The organism is Ewingella sp. AOP8-B2-18, assembly GCF_052376015.1.
In the GTDB taxonomy this organism is placed as follows: Bacteria; Pseudomonadota; Gammaproteobacteria; order Enterobacterales; family Enterobacteriaceae; genus Ewingella; species Ewingella allii.
Genome location: NZ_JBQSVB010000008.1, coordinates 195943 through 215472 on the forward strand (window position 1 = coordinate 195943; position 19530 = coordinate 215472).

The 19530-nt window shown below is 51.2% G+C and carries 15 protein-coding genes; 10 read left to right on the top strand and 5 right to left on the bottom strand.

The window, feature by feature from the left end; translation table 11 throughout:
• Window positions 1–117: 117 nt before the first annotated feature.
• Both ACT3RR_RS16820 and ACT3RR_RS16825 read left to right on the top strand, forming a co-directional pair.
• Entirely contained in the window at window positions 118–1467 is a 1350-nt protein-coding gene (locus ACT3RR_RS16820) for a type II toxin-antitoxin system HipA family toxin (RefSeq protein ID WP_496200782.1), read from the top strand.
• Complete coding sequence (locus tag ACT3RR_RS16825; protein WP_496200783.1) at window positions 1464–1925, top strand: helix-turn-helix transcriptional regulator; 462 nt, start codon at window positions 1464–1466, stop codon at window positions 1923–1925. The genes ACT3RR_RS16820 and ACT3RR_RS16825 overlap by 4 nt, the downstream gene beginning before the upstream one ends.
• 90 nt (window positions 1926–2015) lie before the next feature.
• Here the strand turns inward: ACT3RR_RS16825 and ACT3RR_RS16830 are convergent, their stop codons facing one another.
• Entirely contained in the window at window positions 2016–2375 is a 360-nt protein-coding gene (locus ACT3RR_RS16830; protein ID WP_353504249.1) for a helix-turn-helix domain-containing protein, read from the bottom strand.
• A gap of 403 nt (window positions 2376–2778) precedes the next feature.
• On the opposite strand from ACT3RR_RS16830, the gene ACT3RR_RS16835 reads away from it, so the two are divergent.
• Both ACT3RR_RS16835 and ACT3RR_RS16840 read left to right on the top strand, forming a co-directional pair.
• Window positions 2779–3963, top strand: a complete 1185-nt coding sequence (locus ACT3RR_RS16835) for an efflux RND transporter periplasmic adaptor subunit (protein ID WP_496200791.1) — start codon at window positions 2779–2781, stop codon at window positions 3961–3963.
• A 23-nt stretch (window positions 3964–3986) separates the two neighbouring features.
• The gene (locus ACT3RR_RS16840) at window positions 3987–7136 is read left to right on the top strand and encodes an efflux RND transporter permease subunit (RefSeq protein ID WP_486032356.1); all 3150 of its coding nucleotides are present in this window, start codon (window positions 3987–3989) and stop codon (window positions 7134–7136) included.
• A gap of 105 nt (window positions 7137–7241) precedes the next feature.
• On the opposite strand, the gene ACT3RR_RS16845 is transcribed toward ACT3RR_RS16840, so the two are convergent.
• The 3 genes from ACT3RR_RS16845 to ACT3RR_RS16855 form a co-directional block, all read right to left on the bottom strand.
• The gene (locus ACT3RR_RS16845; protein WP_485903404.1) at window positions 7242–7736 is read right to left on the bottom strand and encodes an RrF2 family transcriptional regulator; all 495 of its coding nucleotides are present in this window, start codon (window positions 7734–7736) and stop codon (window positions 7242–7244) included.
• A gap of 651 nt (window positions 7737–8387) precedes the next feature.
• Complete coding sequence (locus ACT3RR_RS16850) at window positions 8388–9701, bottom strand: ABC transporter substrate-binding protein (protein WP_496200784.1); 1314 nt, start codon at window positions 9699–9701, stop codon at window positions 8388–8390.
• Window positions 9694–11328, bottom strand: coding sequence for a methyl-accepting chemotaxis protein (locus ACT3RR_RS16855; RefSeq protein WP_496200785.1), 1635 nt, complete (start codon window positions 11326–11328; stop codon window positions 9694–9696). Before ACT3RR_RS16855 ends, ACT3RR_RS16850 begins: the two co-directional genes overlap by 8 nt.
• A gap of 891 nt (window positions 11329–12219) precedes the next feature.
• Here ACT3RR_RS16855 and parA point away from each other — a divergent pair.
• The 3 genes from parA (at window position 12220) to ACT3RR_RS16870 (ending at window position 15292) form a co-directional block, all read left to right on the top strand.
• Entirely contained in the window at window positions 12220–12846 is a 627-nt protein-coding gene (gene parA, locus ACT3RR_RS16860) for a ParA family partition ATPase (protein ID WP_034796139.1), read from the top strand.
• Window positions 12843–13052, top strand: coding sequence for a plasmid partition protein ParG (locus tag ACT3RR_RS16865; protein WP_154147395.1), 210 nt, complete (start codon window positions 12843–12845; stop codon window positions 13050–13052). Before parA ends, ACT3RR_RS16865 begins: the two co-directional genes overlap by 4 nt.
• A 1250-nt stretch (window positions 13053–14302) precedes the next feature.
• Entirely contained in the window at window positions 14303–15292 is a 990-nt protein-coding gene (locus ACT3RR_RS16870; RefSeq protein WP_353504244.1) for a replication initiation protein, read from the top strand.
• A 153-nt stretch (window positions 15293–15445) separates the two neighbouring features.
• Here the strand turns inward: ACT3RR_RS16870 and ACT3RR_RS16875 are convergent, their stop codons facing one another.
• Complete coding sequence (locus tag ACT3RR_RS16875) at window positions 15446–15664, bottom strand: DUF7661 family protein (protein WP_353504243.1); 219 nt, start codon at window positions 15662–15664, stop codon at window positions 15446–15448.
• Window positions 15665–15923: 259 nt separating this feature from the next.
• On the opposite strand from ACT3RR_RS16875, the gene ACT3RR_RS16880 reads away from it, so the two are divergent.
• The 3 genes from ACT3RR_RS16880 to ACT3RR_RS16890 are packed head-to-tail and all read left to right on the top strand — an operon-like array spanning window position 15924 to window position 19529.
• A complete protein-coding gene (locus ACT3RR_RS16880; protein ID WP_496200792.1) occupies window positions 15924–17576 on the top strand; it encodes an ABC transporter substrate-binding protein in 1653 nt (550 codons plus the stop codon).
• Window positions 17577–17628: 52 nt separating this feature from the next.
• The gene (locus tag ACT3RR_RS16885) at window positions 17629–18588 is read left to right on the top strand and encodes an ABC transporter permease (RefSeq protein WP_353504241.1); all 960 of its coding nucleotides are present in this window, start codon (window positions 17629–17631) and stop codon (window positions 18586–18588) included.
• The gene (locus ACT3RR_RS16890) at window positions 18588–19529 is read left to right on the top strand and encodes an ABC transporter permease (RefSeq protein ID WP_353504240.1); all 942 of its coding nucleotides are present in this window, start codon (window positions 18588–18590) and stop codon (window positions 19527–19529) included. Before ACT3RR_RS16885 ends, ACT3RR_RS16890 begins: the two co-directional genes overlap by 1 nt.
• Window position 19530 lies beyond the last annotated feature (1 nt).

The following is a 19530-nucleotide window of genomic DNA, read 5'->3' on the forward strand; positions in this document are numbered from 1 at the left end:
TGGTATAGGTAACAATATAACCCTACATTACAATTAATGAGTCTTATAAGTGACAAAAAATGAATTTTTCTCAATTAAAGAGCACTATACTACTCATAAGACTTTCTGGAGATCCGTATGGAATATTTAACACTACAAGCTTTCCTGCAAAATCAATGGGTGGATATGGCGCACATCACCTTCCCAGAAAGTGAAAACAACGCTTTTCGAATCACTGAACTCCATTATGATTCAGACTATGCCATTGAAAATCTCGGCCGCGATGATAATCACGCGGTGTCACTGAATCACCCTGTTTCTCTATTTTTTGAGAACGAAGGCCCACGCGGCTGGCTGAAATTCCTTGATGATATTATTCCAAGCGGGGCCAGCAGGCGCTATTGGGCAAACTATCTGGATCTTGAGGGTATGGCGGCCGACCAGCAGGATTTTGTATTACTGCGCCACGGCACCATGTCGCCGGTCGGCAATTTAAGGATTAAAGAGTCACTCCCCGAATATCACCCTCTGGCTGAACAGCTATTTTTTACCCTCGACGATGTGAAAAATAGAGCTTCGGATTTTCTGGATTATGCCCAGCAGCGCGGAGCTGCCGCCGGAGGCGCTACTGGCGCGGGCGGCGAAGCACCAAAACTCTTACTAAGATGCAGTCAGGAAGGGCGAATTTGGATTGATACCTACCAGAACGATTCACTGAATCGAGATACCCACTATCTGGTGAAGTTCCCGCGCGGAGGCCGCAGTGAGATTGACTGCAATATTCTGCGGGCTGAGTTCCATTTCTATCACGAACTCGCGGCAATGGGTTTTGATACCATCCCAACTCAGCATATGCGTCTTGAGGAAGGTCTAACCTACCCTTCTTTATGGCTACCGAGATTTGATATTTGTTTCGTGGATGATAACCAGATCAAACGCTTTGGCATGGAATCAGTCTATTCAGCATTAAGAAAAGCACCCGGCACGACGCTGTATCATGAGGAAGCCATCAGGGCGCTTATCAATAAAATCACCCACAGCGACACCGTGATTGAACAGGGTTTTGACTTTGATATTCCCGCCTTTGTGATTGAATGGGTGCGCCGCGATTTGCTCAATATTATCTTTGGCAATAGTGATAACCATGGGCGTAACACGTCGCTGCTTAAGGATGAACACAGCATTGGTCTGGCGCCGATATACGATTTCGCCCCGATGAAAGCTGACCCCGAAGGAATAGCCCGAACCATTAAATGGACCGCCCCATTAGAAATCGGTGGTGAGTATGATTTTGCGGGTATAGCAGCCGCGCTTGATGACCTTGTTCCGGCAGAAACGCTGTTAGAGGCTTTGAGGGAAACGGCTCAACAGCTCCTCGGCCTTAAAGCAAGATTGGTGGACAGAGGCGTGCCTGAACAGATTATTAAGATGCCGGGGATCGGCTTTGACTTTATCGCTGAAAAACTGCGTCGCTGGGGGCTGCTATGAAAGGTCATGAATCAGCCCCGATCTCAGCGAAAGAGACCATTCGCAAAATTCGGGAAAGGCAGAAGCTGTTGCAAAATGCCTCAGATTCTCCAGTCGAAAAGCCAGCAACGATGGCAGAGAGTTCCTCGCGTACGCCTTCTCGGCAAAGAGTATCTAAAAGCTCTACAGCTGTAAGCACTCAAGACAGGCAAGCCGTGATGCATGGCATCATCAAACAGCTGCTACTGGGCGAGTTAACACAGGGCGGTGCATTGAAAAAGTTGCGGATCGAGGTGTTGAACCTAAAGCAGGATGCTTATGCAAAATTGGTTGCTGTCTCAAGGAAAACCTTGTCAGACGTCGAGAACGATAAAGGGAATTATACCTCTGACATCATCAACAAATTGTTCAAGCCGTATGGCCTGCAAGTTGGGTTGGTGCCTATTTCCAAACAGCTATTAACTACACTGCTGAAATGATCCCCTGCCATAAATTTGCTCCTAAAACTAACACGCCCGGTCATGGAAGGCCGGGCGTCGTTACGCGGAGTCTTAATCTGGAGTAAAAAGTTAGCTACACATGCAGCCGCTGCGTTCTGGCTGGTTGTGGAGTGTTTTGCGCCAGTCGCCCGGAGTTTGGCCGAATTGGCGTTTGAAACTGCGGTTGAAAGACTGCTGGGAATCGAAGCCCAGGGAGATCGCAACATTGACGATTGGCTCGCCGCTGTTTGCCAGTCGCTCGGCAGAAATATTTAATTTTTTCGCACGAATATATTCGCCCAACGCCGAGCCGGTATGCTCTTTAAACATCCGTTGCAGATACCATTTTGAGTACCCTGCTCGCTCGGCGACGGTGTTGATATCCAGTCGCTCTTCCAGATTCTTGTCGATCCAGTCAGTTAAATCGTGAATAAAATCAGCCGTTTTCATGTTATTTCTCCCGTCTCTCTGACGAAATATAGTTTCTGGTCTGTTTTTAGACTGACCGGATTTGCGGATAAATGCAAGTATTATTGTTGCATTAAATCTTAGGTTTTACTCCGTGACCTACTTCACAGTTATGCGGTTTTGAAAACAGCACATAAAGTGCAACAGTAATTCTTGCTCTTTGTTATGGACGTCCCTACAATCCCCTCGAATTAATGTATCTTTCATTGATACTTTAAATTTAGCAACACCTCTTTTCTCGCTACAAAATTGTGTCATTGAACGACGCAAATCGGACAAAAGCCCGCTCAGGCAAAGGACGTTACCCGGATGACAGGATCCGGTTGTATTGCCTGACTGAGCTTACTCACTGGAAATAAAAATAATGGCAAGTCTGCAAAACCCAATGGTTAAACGGGGCCGCTCACTTCGCGCGCCTCTACTCGCTTTGCAACTCTCTTTGGTTGCGATCTTGGTCACCGTGCTCAGTGCTTGCGACAACAGCGCAGCAAAAAATGGCCCGCCACCGCCTCCGGGCGTCAGCGTAGCGGATGTCGTCGTCAAACAGATTAACCAATGGGATGATTTTAACGGCCGCATTGAAGCCGTGCAGAGCGTGCAACTGCGCCCGCGCGTTTCCGGTTATATCGATAAAGTGAACTACACCGAAGGTCAGGAAGTTAAAAAAGGCCAGGTTCTGTTCACCATCGATGACCGCACCTATCGCGCCGCCCGCGAGCAGGCTCAGGCCGAGCTGGTTCATGCACGCAATCAGGCGAATCTGACCCGCAGCGAGTCAGGCCGTACTGAGAAATTGATTGGCACTCAGGCCGTCTCAACCGAGATCTGGGAACAGCGTAAAGCCGCCGCGTCGCAAGCGCAGTCCGACGTTCTTGCCGCGCAGGCTCAGCTGGATGTGGCTCAGTTAAACCTCGACTTCACTCAGGTCACGGCGCCCATCGACGGTCGCGCCAGCCGCGCCATGATAACCGTGGGTAATCTGGTGACAGCCGGTGACAGCGCGAGCGTTCTCACCACGCTGGTGTCTCTCGACAAAGTCTACGTTTACTTTGATGTAGATGAAGCCACTTTCCTGCGTTATCAGTCACTTGCTCGCGATGGCCAGCACATTGCCGCGCCTGGCACCAAGTTGCAGGTCAACGTCGGTTTGGCGGGTGAGCAGGGTTATCCGCACACCGGCTATGTCGATTTCACCGACAACCAGCTGAATGCCGGTACCGGGACTATTCGTATGCGGGCCGTTCTCGATAACAGCGAACGCCGCTTCACGCCGGGCCTGTTTGCTCGCGTGCAAATGCCGGGCAGCCCGCAGTTTGACGCGGTGCTGATCAACGATAAAGCCGTGCTGACCGACCAAGACCGCAAGTTTGTCTATGTGCTTGATAAAGAAGGCAAGGCGCAGCGTCGCGATGTCGAATTAGGCCGTCAATATTCAGGTCTGCGTATTGTGCAAAAAGGTTTAGTCAGCGGTGACAAAGTCATCGTCGATGGTGTGCAGAAGGTATTTATGCCGGGCATGCCGGTGAATGCCAAGACGATTGATATGGCTTCAACTGTCGCTTCTAACTAAGCCCTGAAAGAGAATCCTGAATTATGGACTTTTCCCGCTTTTTCATCGACAGACCGATTTTTGCCGCGGTGCTGTCGATCCTGATTTTTGTTGGTGGCTTAATCTCCATCCCGCTTCTGCCGATCAGCGAATACCCGGACGTGGTACCGCCGAGCGTGCAGGTGCGCGCCGTTTATCCGGGTGCCAACCCGAAGGTGATCGCTGACACCGTGGCTACGCCACTGGAAGAGTCGATCAACGGCGTTGAAAACATGATGTACATGAAATCTGTTGCTGGGTCTGACGGCGTGCTGGTCACCACCGTGACTTTCCGCCCGGGTACTGACCCGGATCAGGCGCAGGTTCAGGTGCAAAACCGCGTGTCTCAGGCGCAAGCCAGATTGCCGCAGGACGTAATTCGCCAAGGGATCACCACCCAGAAACAGTCTCCAACGCTGACGCTGGTGGTGCATCTGTTCTCCCCTTCCGGCAAGTACGACTCGCTGTATCTGAGTAACTACGCCACGCTGAAAGTGAAAGACGAGCTGGCGCGTTTGCCGGGCGTCGGTCAGGTGCAAATTTTCGGTGCCGGTGAGTACGCGATGCGCGTCTGGCTTGACCCGAACAAAGTGGCGTCGCGCGGCTTAACGGCGTCTGACGTGGTCAACGCAATGCGCGAGCAGAACGTTCAGGTCTCTGCCGGTCAGCTTGGCGCAGAGCCGATGCCGACCAAAAGCGACTATCTGCTGTCGATTAACGCCCAAGGGCGTCTGCAAAACGAAGAAGAGTTTGGCAATATCATCCTGAAAACCAGCGATGACGGCACCGTGGTGCGCCTGCGCGACGTGGCCCGTATCGAGATGGGGTCAGGTAACTACGCGCTGCGTTCCCAGTTGAACAACAAAGACGCGGTAGGTATTGGTATCTTCCAGGCGCCGGGCGCCAATGCGATCAACCTGTCTGACGCCGTTCGCGACAAAATGGCCGAGCTGGCGACCCGTTTCCCGGAAGGTATGACCTGGAAAGCGCCTTACGACCCAACCGTGTTCGTGCGTGACTCCATCAGCGCCGTCGTCCATACGCTGCTGGAAGCCGTTCTGCTGGTCGTGCTGGTGGTTATTCTGTTCCTGCAAACCTGGCGTGCGTCGATCATCCCACTGTTGGCGGTGCCGATTTCAGTGGTTGGTACTTTCAGCGTGCTCTATCTACTCGGTTTTTCGCTCAACACCTTGAGTCTATTCGGACTGGTGTTGGCGATAGGGATCGTGGTGGATGATGCCATTGTGGTGGTGGAAAACGTCGAGAGGAATATCGAGGAGGGCCTCACCCCGCTGGCGGCTGCCCATCAGGCGATGCGCGAAGTGTCTGGGCCGATTATCGCCATTGCTCTGGTGCTCTGCGCGGTGTTCGTGCCGATGGCCTTCTTGTCCGGCGTAACCGGCCAGTTCTACAAGCAGTTTGCGGTCACCATTGCCATTTCAACCGTGATTTCAGCTATCAACTCCCTGACGCTCTCCCCGGCGTTGGCGGCGCTGTTGCTCAAACCGCACGGCGCGAAGAAAGATATTCCGACGCGAATCATCGATCGACTGTTCGGCTGGCTGTTCCGCCCGTTTAACCGTTTCTTCCACAAAAGTTCTGAACGCTATCAGGGCGCAGTTTCACGCACGCTCCACCGCCGTGGGTCAGTGTTCGTGGTCTATCTGCTGCTGCTTTGTGGCGCAGCCTTTATGTTCAAACTGGTGCCGGGTGGTTTTATTCCGACCCAAGACAAGATGTACCTGATTGGCGGCGTGAAGATGCCAGAAGGTGCCTCCCTTGAACGTACGGATGCGATGATCCGCAAGATGAGTGAGATTGGGTTGAGCGTGGACGGCGTAAGTGATTCCGTTGCCTTTCCCGGCCTGAACGCGCTGCAATTCACCAATACGCCAAATACCGGCACGGTGTTCTTTGCCCTAAAACCGCTGAATGAGCGTACCCGCACCGCGGCGGCGATCAATGCGGAAATCAACGCCAAGATTTCACAGCTGCAGGAAGGTTTTGCCTTCTCAATCATGCCACCGCCAATCCTTGGTTTAGGTCAGGGTTCCGGCTATTCGCTGTATATTCAGGACCGCGCGGGTCTGGGTTACGGCGCATTGCAAACCGCGATCAACACCATGTCCGGCGGCATCATGCAGACACCAGGCATGGGCTTCCCAATTTCATCTTATCAGGCCAACGTGCCACAGCTTGATGCTAAGATTGATCGCGATAAAGCCAAGGCCCAGGGCGTGTCGCTGGATGATTTATTCAGCACGCTGCAGACCTATCTCGGTTCGACCTACGTTAACGATTTCAACCGTTACGGCCGTACTTATAAAGTCATGGCGCAGGCCGATGGTCCCTATCGTCAAACCATTGAAGATATCTCCAACCTGCGCACCCGCAACGATAAAGGCGAGATGGTGCCGATTGGCAGTATGGTGAACATCACCACCACCTACGGTCCAGACCCGGTAATTCGTTATAACGGCTTCCCGGCGGCGGACATCATTGGTGATGCCGATCCGCGCGTATTGTCTTCGACCGAGGCTATGACCAAGGTGAGCGAGCTGGCGGATAAAGTCTTGCCGAACGGCATGAATATCCAATGGACTGACCTGAGCTATCAGCAATCAACGCAGGGCCACGCGGCGCTGATCGTCTTCCCGGTGGCTATTCTGTTGGCATTCCTGGTGCTGGCAGCGCTGTATGAAAGCTGGACATTGCCACTGGCGGTCATTCTTATCGTGCCGATGACCATGCTCTCCGCGCTGTTCGGGGTGTGGCTCACTGGCGGGGACAACAACGTCTTCGTGCAGGTCGGGCTGGTGGTGCTGATGGGGCTGGCTTGTAAGAACGCCATTCTTATCGTCGAGTTCGCTCGTGAACTGGAAATGCAAGGCAGAGGGATTGTTGAAGCCGCGCTCGAGGCATGTCGCCTGCGTCTGCGCCCTATCGTTATGACGTCGATTGCCTTTATCGCCGGGACTATCCCGCTGATTTTAGGCCACGGCGCGGGTGCCGAAGTACGCGGCGTCACCGGTATTACCGTGTTCTCCGGCATGCTGGGGGTAACGCTGTTCGGCCTGTTCCTCACGCCGGTGTTCTACGTGGCGTTGCGCCGACTGGTGACGCGTAAAGAGCGTCAGGAAACCGTGGCGGTCTAACCGTAAGAGCGGAAAGCAAAAAGGCCGGGTGAATAACCCGGCCTTTTTTATGGCTCAGTTTCAATCAACACTGAGCACTGGTGCTAAATGAAAGCTGTCTTGTGCTTATTTCTCGGCGGAAGCTTCTTCATCCTGTTCCGTGCAGGCGTTTTTCTTATCGCTGCACCAGGTGCGGGTGTCATTACATTCAAACTCACTCAACGCATCAGCCACGGTGTGGCGAGCGAGCACGGCCAGCGAGGCTTCTTCAGCTTCGCTAACGACCGATTTGAAATACCAGCAGGCGTTGGCGCTGACCAGACACTTGGCTTCCACCTCGGGGCGCGACGCCCAAATGCGTTTGTCATCAATCACCGCGGTGTAAATGTCACGCAGCGTGATTTGATCTGTCGGGCGGCCGAGCGTAATGCAGCCTGTTCGGCCAAGCGTAGACACAATAATGCCGTTACGCGTCAGCGGAACCATCAACTTGCGAATAAAACTTGGGTTAGCTTCCAGAACCTTAGCCAAAACCGCACTGGTTGCACGTACGCCGGTTTTTTCGGCCACGGCGACGCTGAGTACCATTTGCATTGCAGTCGGAAAGCGAAAATCTAACATGTCATTGTCCTGAGCGACGAAGTTCTAAAAGTATATTGGCTTTAGTGAAATACGCCAAAATCCTGAACGTCAATTGGACAATAATATAACAAACACTGCTGCAATATTGAAGTTCAGCACCCTCGGAGCGCACAGATAGACTATGTTTCAGACGTTTTTACCCCAAAGGCACGCATAACTTCTATACAGTAGTCATTGTTAATTCAGGCTAAAGGATGACAAGTTGGCGCTTTCGTGGCATCGAGCGATAAACGCACAAATGGCTTACTACGGCTAAGGTTGTTGCAGGGGTGGGGATTCGCTGAGTTTGCATTTTCCTGTGCCGAACAAGTTGGCACTGGCGACAGGCTGGGAAGCAATAAATGCGCTTTTAACCAAAGCAGGATAAAAATCAGAAAATGCTTGTTCTAAATTTTTAGCTGACTGATAAAATGAGACATCCATCACACTTATGAAACACCAATGTACAAAACCATCATCTTCGTTTGCTCCGCCTGCTTGTTGTTAAAATTAGCTCTGGACTGGCAGGTTATTCTGCAAGTCGCTGATAGCTAAAAACATATCCTTTAATCCCATAATCCAAGAATTATATAATCACAGGATTATGGGGTTTCAAAATCATGAAATCACTGAATCATAAAACCTCAAGATTCAATGATTCCCCGACTGATACAGGGTCGTCACGGCCTGCTGGTTAGCACTCAGCACCTCCTCCAGCGTCATCTTACCGTCCAGAAGTGCAGAGATATTTTTACCCACGGCGTCACCCATCTGGTCAAAGCCCGGAATACTGACATACTGCACGCCCTGATAAGGCACAGGGAACAGCGTCGGTTGCTCGGGCGTGGCGGTTTCTAAAGCCTGTTTCACCCGCGCCGCGTAAGGCGCCAGCTTCTGATAATGAGGTTCAGCATAAGAGGAATAGCGGCTGCCGGGAGGAATTGCGCCCCAGCTCACTGTCTGCGCAACTTGCTGGATATAGGCCGGCGACGTCGCCCAGGTGATAAAAGCCTGTGCCTGAGCCTTTTGACTGCTGCTTTGCGGCACGGCCAGCGACCAGGCCCAAAGCCAGTGCGATCCGTTAGAGGAAATGGCCACCGGTGCTGGCGCAAAGTCAACCTTGTCCGCCACCATCGAGATTTGCGGATTAGTCACCATCCCAGCCGCCACCGTGCTATCGACCCACATTGCACATTTACCTTGGGAGAAGAGTTTGAGGTTTTGCCCAAAACTGTTCGATTTTGCATCCGGCGGACCATAGTTTTGCAGCATAAACACATAATCTTTTAAGACGTTACGCCATTCGTCGCTGTCCAAATGAGGCTTCCAGTCGGCGTCGAACCATTCGGCCCCATAGGCATTGGCCATGGTGGTGACTAACGCGACGTTGTCACCCCAGCCAGCTAACCCACGCAGGCAGAGACCGTAAATCCCCTGCGACTTATCAGTCAGTTCAGCGGCAAGATTTTTGATTTCATCCCAGCTTGGGTTTTCTGGCATTGTCAGGTGCTTAGCCGCGAACAGGTCTTTGCGATAATAAGTCATGCTGCTTTCACCATAGAAAGGTAAAGCATAGAGCTTGTTCTGCCAGGAAAGAGCACTACGAATGGGTTTCAGCAAGTCATCAACCTGATAGTTAGCCGGCAGATTATCCAGCTGCGTGAGCCAGCCTTTTTGGCCCCACAGCGGGACTTCATAAGTGCCTACGGTTATCACGTCGAAGTTGGCCTTGCCGCTGCTCATGTCGCTCAGCACCTGCTTGCGCAGTTCGTCGTCATCCATCACGTGCCACTCAAGCTTGATATCAGGATGAGCCTGCTCATAACTGCTTGAAAGCTGCTGCATGATGGTCATGTCACCGTTGGCGATGGTGGCGATTTTCAAAGTTGTCAGCGCATGAGCATTTAGGCTAAACGTTGCTAACGCCGGAGATAACACCCATTTTAACCATCTGAAATCAAGCATTAACCGGCTCCAGCGTTGAAGCCGTCGCGGGCTGATAGGCGTCTGCCACGGGTTGCTTAGTGACTTTGTCAGGAGCGGCAGGCGGTATTTTTTTCAAATGGAAGAAAGCCATTTTCTCCACCAATTTACCGGCGTGGGCATTTACCGTCTGGCTGGCAGCGGTGGCTTCTTCAACCAACCCCTCGTTTTGCTGAATCGCGCTCTCCATCTGCACGATTGCAGCATTAACCTGAGTAATACCGCTCGACTGTTGGTTACTGGCAACGGCTATCTCAGCCACAAAATCCACCACTTTCACCAAACCCTCGTTGATTACATTGAGGGTTTCACCGGAACGCAGAACCAGTTTGCTGCCCACATCTACCTTGCTGACGCTAGCCTGAATTAGGGTCTTGATCTCCTGCGCCGCTTTAGCTGAGCGCTGCGCCAACTGTCGAACTTCAGCAGCGACCACGGCAAACCCCCTGCCCTGCTCGCCTGCGCGAGCCGCTTCGACCGCCGCATTGAGCGCTAGTAGGTTTGTCTGGAAGGCAATCTCATCAATGACGCGGTTGATATCGCCAATCTTCTTACTCGACTGTTCAATATCTTGCATTGCCGTGACAGCGTCACTTAGCACTGAACTTCCCTTTTGCGCATGCTGTCGCACGGTTTGCACCAGTTGGCTGGCCTGCGAAGCGTTGTCCGCATTGAATTTCACGGTGGCCGTCATCTGTTCCATGCTGGCGGCGGTCTGTTCGAGGGAGCTTGCCTGAGAGTGAGTGCGCGCAGCTAAATCATTATTGCCCTCTGCCATTTGCTCCGCCGCCTGGCTTAAAGCCTTGGCGCTTTCGCCAACATCGCGAACGATGGATGACAGCCGCGCGTCCATTTGGGCCAGCGCCTGCATCAGTCCCCCCATCTCATCCCTTGGAATATCGCCGATGTGATGATTCAAGCCACCCGCTGATATGGATTCGGCCAGACGTTTTGCCCGACTGATAGCCGCAGTTAAAGAGCGAATAAGCAGGCCCCCGGCAATCAGCGCGATGAAAATGCCGGCGGCGAGAATGCCTAACATGCTGTTACGCATAGTATTAAAGGCATTAGAACTGGCACTGTAGTTGGCTTCAGCCTGCTGACGCATCAGGTTATCCAAGGCGTCGATATCTTTTTGTAGAGCAAGACTGCCGGAACGAAGGCGAGTTTCAATAATGACTAAGGCTCCTGAAGGGTTACCTGATGCCAGTAAAGAACCGGCGTCACGCAGCGCGACCTGATATTTTGCTAAATCATTGAGGAAATTCTGGCGCAAAGCAGCACTGCCTGAAACTATGGACGTCGCCTGATAGGCTTGTTGTTCAGCGACGATTTGTTTGCGGTAAGTGTCGATTTGCTGCATCCGCTGGCTCACTTCGTCGCTGTCAGTCCAATAGCGCAGTGTTTCAAAAAGCGTGGCGGACTGAAGCTGGGTCAGTCGATAAAGTTTGGCGGAGTGCTGTAGAGGAAGCAGTTCAGTACGGTAAGTGGATATGGCTCTCTGGTCGGCTGCGCGTAATCCGATGATCCCCCAACCTGTGGTGATTGCTAGCAAAATGCACAACAAACCGACGATGCCTATCAGTCGCGCGCGAATGGTGAATCGCATAACTCACTCCATAACCAAAGATAAAAGCAATGAATCCGCAGGCTATCGACATCGTAAACCCACATGATGTCACCGCCCAGAGAACAACTTATCGGCAGTTAATGGATAATCTTTATGCAGAGAAATAAATAAGCTGCGTCAGTGGAAATCCTGAGATTTTGAAATCCCACAATCACAGGATTGCAGAATTCCATGACTTTATTCTTCTAACTACGCGTTCTAGGATCCTCTAATTTAAAGATTATGGGATTATAAGATTATAGAATCCCGAGACATCAGGTGCACAAAATCATAGGATTCTAGGATTAGAATCCCCTTTAGATAAAACCTGGCTATCCCCTCCCCCGTCGTTAAGTGGTCGTATCATAATGTGTAACTCATTGACTAAAATGATATAATTATGGGATTATGGAATCTCAGGATTTTTAAATCCTAGGGTTATGAATATAACGCCGCAGCAACAGTGCCACGCCTCTTGGCTTTCCTCAAATGGAAAACTCCATTCACTATCCAAGTAATAGTGGAATCATGAGATTTTGAGATTATAGAATCCTAGCACTGCGGGGTGAACATGATGATGCAATCCTCAAATCCTAACCACCCAAGATTCAAAGATTCAGTCATCTCGAGATTCCACAATCCTAAGATAATGGGAACATCAGAAGCGATAATCTCAGAATCCTAGGATTAGGGAATTATATGATTTACAAATCCTGAGATATTGAAATCCTAGGTGTTGGACATTATAGTATCCCATACTCATGAGATTCGTGGATTTTACAATCACAGAATCCTGAGATTATACGATGCCAGACTTGGATAATCTTATAATCCTAGGATTCAAAGATGGTGAAATCTTATGATTCCATAATCCATCACTAAGAGGTTGCAATGGCAGCGAAAATAATTTCCTTCCTGAACGGGAAGGGCGGGGTAGGGAAGACCACAACGTCCATTAACATCGCAACCTGTCTCGCCAGACAAGGACACAAAGTTGTGATGGTCGATACAGACCCTCAGGGCAGCATCAGCAACTGGTATGACGAAAGCAAGTGCCAGTTCGACCTTGCAGAAGCGGCGTCGGAGAAAGAAGTCTACACCGTCAGAAAACAGCTGAAGGAATATGACTACGTAGTGATCGACGGAGCTGCCGCCATATCGGCTATTTCCTCCGCAGCGGTCATGGTAAGCGATTTGGTGTTAATTCCGGTTACTCCCTCACCTTTGGACTTTGCGGCCTGTGGCGCTATCCTGGCGGTCGTAGAAGCGCGTGAAAACCTGCAACCCGTGATTGCGCGTTTTCTGATCACCAAGAAGGTCGCTTCCGCTAAAATGTTAGAAGTGTTGAAAGAGTCGATTGCAGATACTGGCGTTCCAGCACTCAGAACAGGCACCTCTCAGCGTCAAGTTTATGTCCGCACCATGATGGATGGCGGCACGGTATTTGATACCACCGACGGGAATGCGAAAGGGGAGATTGAAATTATGACCAAAGAGATCATGGAGTTGCTGAAATGAAAATGAAATTAGGCCAGCATCGACAACTCAATACGGCTCTGGAAGCTGTATCTAAACCGCCATCAAGCGTCAAAAAACTGCAAACCAATATCGACGAAGATCTGCATAAGCGCTTTAAGACCAGCTGCTTTTTGCAGGATCGTGAAATGAAAGATGTTCTAACCGAGCTTATCGAAGGCTGGTTGATCCACAACGAACGCGTTTAATCTTCGGTCTGCATGCTGATCAGCGATGGTCAGCATGATCTTCCCGCTTTTTGCCAAACCCCCGCCAGGCGCCTGTTTTAAGGGAAGGATCCAAAGATCTAATAACTCTTTTGTTTCTTTTTAACTTTAAACCTTTCTCTTTAGAGCGCCTTTTTCACTTTTAGTATCAACCAGTTACGCGCCTATATGTGGAGTAATTTCATGCTTCATGTGGAGATCATTCCTGTTGAATGTGGATCCTTTTCCTGTTCCATGTGGAGTAATTTCCTGTGGATAACTTTAGGGATATCATGATCTTACTTATGTGGAGCAATTTCCTGTTGATAACTCTGGACTGTTAGAGACTTTTAGTATTTTAGCAGGATCACCGGCACTAAGCGTTATGTGTAAAGGGTTTAACTACTGCGTTAGCAGGGCAGAACATCAAAGGTGGAGGAATTTCCTGCTGGTGTTGACGCCTCATATGTGGAGATTTTTCCTGTTACCGCGTCACACATGAATCCCTTACTTGAACGACTAAATGTGGAAAGATTTCCTGTAGACGTTGTCGTAACTTCATGTGGAGACTTTTCCTGTCCCAGATCTGAAATTTTCTTAAAACGTCTGCCTTATACTTTTCACTAAATCATCCACTTATGTCCTTTGTGACAGCGTCACATTGTTATATGTGGAAAGATTATCTGATCATTTAACATCTCTGCATACGTGGAAAGATTTCCTGTTCGATTGTCTGGATCCCTTGTTGGTAGCCGTTTCTCTAACAAGGGGAGGGCGATATGTGGAGAAATTTCCTGTTGCATCGCATCAGTCCATATGTGGAAACTTTTCATGCTGTTTGGTGGAGGCTAATGTGGAAAGATTTCCTGTAATGGGCATCGGCACAGCTAAAAACCGGTAAATTGCGAGATGAGAGCTTGATCACACAACCCAATAACCCTGTCGAAAGTTTATATGTGGAGAGATTTCCTGATCCAAACCGAAAGAAATCTCACATTGGGTTGCGCGGCGAAGTGCGATCCTTATCGCTTAATGTGGAAGAATTTCCTGTTCGCTCTGCGTCACGAATCGCCAAGGATCTTATCTTGCGAGACATCTCGAAAAATCTTATGTGGAGAAATTTCCTGATCGCACTTTTTTGGAAGCCACATAACACAATGATATAAAAGAATTAATTAGTTAGTATTTTTGCTTTACGGCAGCAATTTATATGTGGAATAATTTGTCTACATTCCACCTATGGATCCTGCGACATGGAACTCAATAAACTAACCGTTGTTCAGGGAAATGATCTTCTCGAGGGGGCGTATAGCGTAACCCTTGATGAGATGCGGTTACTCAATTTGGCTTTAGCCCAAATCGATAGCAGGAAACCACAGCCAGACACTCTTTACCGGCTTTTCCCTCAGGATTATCAGCGGATCTATGGCGTGAACCCCACCAGCAGCCACAGGCAGCTGCGCGAAGCCGCTGAAAGCCTGATGAAAAAGCCGGTCACTATCTACAAACCTGATGCTAAAACCGGCAAGATCCGCACGGTTCAGCTCTCCTGGTTCTCACGACTTGAGTATGTTAGCAGCGACGATCATAGCGCCGTCGTGCTGCGTTTCGGCCAAGACGTTGCACCCTATCTCTATGAATTAAAAGAGTCTTTTACTAAACTTAATTTCGCCAACATCGCCAAGCTAGATACGCCATTCTCAGTACGGCTGTATGGCTGGTTGATCAAAGCTAAAAACCTTTACGGCCGCCGTCCCGGTAAAGCCATTGAGGTGACGCTGGATCTTAACTGGATGCGTGAGAAGGCCGGGCTGGCCGGTAAATACGAGGATTACCGCGATTTCCGCCAGAAGCTGCTGGAACCGACCATCAATCGGATCAACGCCAATACCGATATCTCAGTGGTATGGGAGCCGGTAAAAAGCGGCAGAACCGTGGTTTCAATCAAATTTGCCTACATGGACGAGTCCACGCCAGAGGCCACCAAGCCTATGCGACCACGCTTACCGCGCCGTCCTCGCGCCGTGGCAGGTTCACAGTTAGAGGGGGAGTGGGCGCGTCGCTGCATCGCTATTTTCGAAGATTATCGAATTAAATTAGCCGCTTATGATGCTGACGAGAAATCAGCAGTGCCGGATCTTCGCAAGCTGGCTGGCTGGTACAAGATCATTGGCGATAAAAACAAACAGAAAGAAGTGATGGCCGAAGTGGGTTCGCGCAGTAAAAAAGCCGCCGCTAAGTGATATCGCAGCGAATACACAACGTCTTCTAATATCAATGTAATTACGCGTAATTAACTTCTGAATAACACCTTATTTTGGCGCTCTCCCTCAGGGGAGGGCGCTTGTAATATGGCCTTGTAAGTTAGTAAGCGCTTACTGGGTGAGAGCAGGAAATCATTCCACCTTTAGCACATCCGGGTGCTTTTCTGTGGCCGCCTCGTGGAAGATGTCACCAAGGTAAGTGGCTATCTCATGCTCTTCTATAAAGTCAGGAATAGCGACCTGATGATTAAGTGAGTACTTCCTCTCTGGCAGCGTCACGTTGAAAACCTGCCAGCGACCGTCGATTTTCTTGACGCCCAGCAGGCGGCCGAACACGTTGTAAATCATCATCGGGACACTCCTCCGTTACATTCTTTATTAATAGTCGTTTTAGGCGTAAGTATAAGCTGCTGTCTGGTTCACCCTTACTAGCAGAGTGCCAGTACAAAATTGCTATAAGCCATACTTTTTCGTTGTTAGACAAGCCGAAAACCCGACCTTACTCTTTGACGCGTTTTGTAAAATTTAATGCAAATACCTTGATGAGGAACGTCTTTTGGCAAAGTCTCTGCACGATTCTAAGACCCGCGGCCTGCCGCGCTTTACGCCACTGAAGCTGGCAGTGCTCTGTGGCTCTCTTTTATTCTCCTCTCTGTCTGTTGCTGACGAGCAGCTAAAAGAAGGCATTACTCCTGCCACCGATGCCAGCCAGATCCCCGCTGCGGCTAAGTTACGCAAAGATACCGTGATCGCGGGTATCTCTGAACCTCAGGGTATTTTTAACCCTTACTTCTTCGTCAACGGTTGGGACGAAAACGTCACTAACGTGATTTTTGCCCGACTGATCGATTTAAACAGTCACGGCGAATCTGTCCCAGGTTTAGCTGAAAGCTGGACCGTATCCCCCGATGGAAAAACCTACACCATCAAGCTTCATCCTAACCTGACTTTCAGCGACGGATCGCCGTTAACCGCTGAAGACGTGGCGTTCACGCTGACCGTACTTTATGACCCGAAATATGATGGCGACACCGACATTTCATTAGCCCATATCGTCGGCGGTGATGACTACAAAGCCGGTAAAGTAGATAGCGTATCTGGCCTGAAGGTGATCGACCCGCAGACCCTGCAAGTGACCACCACAGAGGCGGGCGCCACGACGCTGCAAAAAATCGGCGGCCCGGTTCTGTCAAAAGCCTATTACGGCAAAGGCTATTCCCGCGGCAATCTCGATGAATTGAGAACCTTGCACGGCAAGCCGCTGGGCAATGGCCCGTATGTTTACGAAAAATACATTCCTGGGCAGGAGATCCGTTTCCACGCCAACACCCATTACTATAAAGGCGTGCCGCCAACGCCGCGCTTTATCTATCGCGTGACCAACCCATCGACTAACTTCCAGCTGTTCCAGACCGGTGACACCGACTACGACGCCTTTACCTCGCGCCCAGACGATATCGAGCAGCTCAAGCTACTGGGCTTCGCCAACATCAACCTTTATGGTTCCAGCGATTACAGCAAGATTGAGTTCAACTTCCACCGCCCGGCCCTGCAAGATGTCAAAGTCCGTCAGGCGCTGATCTACGGTCTTGATCGCCAAAAATTGGTCGACGTGGTCTATCAGGGCTACGGTACCGTAGCCAATGAGCCGATCTCGCCAATCTCTTGGGCTTACAACGCCGAGGGCGTGAATCAATACAAATACGACGCGGCTCAGGCCAAGAAACTGCTGGACGAAGCGGGTTGGAAAGTTGGCTCTGACGGCATCCGTGAGAAAGACGGCAAGCGCCTTGAACTGACGCTGCTGGTCAGCAAGAAAGTGCTGAACGACGCGCTGATCCCGATTGCCAAAGAGAACTACCGCCAGATTGGCGTGCTGCTCAAACCTCAGGTGTTGGACTTCAACGCGCTGATGTCCCAACGCAAGGCGGGCAACTACGATCTGGCCTCCTTTAGCACCAGTACGTTGAACGATCCGCACGACGGTGTGTGGGATTTCTATAGCAAAGAAGCCGCCACTCAGGGTGGGTACAATAACCCGCAGGTAGATGAACTGATCCATCAGGCCAATGCTGAACTGGACATTGAAAAACGTAAGCCGATTTACCATAAGTTGTATCAGGTATTGGCGAACGATCCGCCGGTGATTCTGTTGGCAAACCATAAAATTCTCTCGGCCAGTAGCGCACGGGTCACAGGCTTCAAACCGGATATCTACAACGGTCTGACGGGAAGCCTGCCAGATGTGAAAGTGGTTAAATAATCAGAAATAACGCCACTGCCGGTCATTGATCGGCAGTGGCAATGAGAACGTCATGAGAAATTTCATTCTGCGGCGATTGCTGCAAACCATCCCGATGCTGTTCCTCGCCTCGCTGTTGATCTTCATGCTGTTTGCGTTAACTCCCGGCGATTTCATTGATGGCAACGTGACGCTGACGGCGCAACGTGCCGCCGAACTCAAAGCGCTTTACGGCCTCGATCAGCCGGTGTTTACCCGCTATTTCCGCTGGCTGGGCCAGCTGCTGCAGGGCAACCTCGGCTTTTCGCTGCAATATCAAATTCCCGTCAGCCAGCTGCTCAATCAATATATCTGGAACTCCTTCCTGCTAGCCGGGATCTCCATGGTGCTCTATTGGGGCATCGCGCTGGCGGTGGGCATTGTCTCAGCGTTGAAACCTTATTCGCTGTTTGATCACGTGGTCAGCGTGGTGATTTTCGCCGCCATGTCTTTCCCCACCTTCTTCCTCTGTTTGCTGCTCATCAAATGGTTTGCCGTGGACTTACATTGGTTGCCGGTTGGCGGCATGACCAATACCGGCAGCGATGCGACAGGGTGGCCCTGGGTGATGCAGGTTGCGGCACACCTGATCCTGCCGGTGCTCGCGTTGGTCATGTTGCAAGCAGGAAGCCTGACACGCTATTTCCGCGCCAGCATGCTGGATGTCATTCGGATGGACTTCATCCGTACCGCCCGCGCCAAAGGGCTGCGCGAAAGAACGGTTATCTTCAAGCATGCCCTACGCAACGCGCTGTTGCCGCTCATTACCTTGATGGGCTTTGAGCTGCCGGGGCTCTTTTCTGGCGCGATCATCACCGAGAAGGTCTTTAACTGGCCGGGAGCCGGGCATATCAATATCGACTCACTGGCCGCCCGCGATTACCCGGTATTAATGGGATTCACGCTGTTTTTGGCGGTGCTCACCATCCTTGGCAACCTGATCGCTGACGTGCTTTATGCCTGGGCTGATCCACGTATTCGGGTGAAGTCATAATGTTAATTTCTCTGTTCTCCAGCCAGCGTCGGCTGCGTAAGGCGCAAATCCCCGCGCTGGCGCAGGCCACGCCTTCACCACTGCATCAGGCGTGGAAGGCATTACGCAGCAATCCGCTGGCAATGTTTAGCCTCATTCTGCTGACGGTTATGGCGCTGTGGTGCGTGTTTGGCCCGATGTTTTCCCCGTGGCGCGATGAAGCCACTGACGCCCTGATGATCAACAAAGCCCCTAATGCCCAGCACTGGCTAGGGACCGACTTTTTGGGCCGCGATATCTATACCCGCCTGCTACTGGCCGGGCGCATCTCGCTGGTTATCGGCCTGCTGACCATGCTGCTCTCGGTGACGCTGGGCTATCTGCTCGGGGCGCTTTCCGGCTATGTCGGCGGGTTGACCGACAAAATCGTCATGCGCCTTGCCGACCTAATGATGACCATTCCCACTTTGCCTTTGCTGTTGGTAATGGGCGCGATGCTGTCCGAGCTGGATTTCTCGCCGGACTCGCGCATCTATATGGTGATCGTGATGCTGAGCCTGATCGAATGCCCGAAGCTGGCGCGCCTGGTGCGCGGGCAGATCCTCTCATTGCGCGAGCGCGAGTTTATGCTGGCGACGCAGGTGCTGGGGCTCTCTTCCCGCCGTCGCGTGTTCCGTCACTTACTGCCGAACACGGTACCGATTCTGGTAGTAATGGCCACCATGGCCGTTGCCAACGCCATTTTGATGGAGTCCGCGCTGAGCTACCTCGGTTTGGGCGTGGTGCCGCCGATGGCCTCCTGGGGCAACATGATGGATGCCGCCAACAGTCTGATCGACTTCCAGCGCCGTCCGTGGCTGTGGATGCCGCCGGGCATTGCCATCTTCCTCACCGTGATTGCGATTAACGTGCTGGGCGACGGGCTGCGTGACGCCTTAGACCCAAAAATGAAGCGGGGTTAAC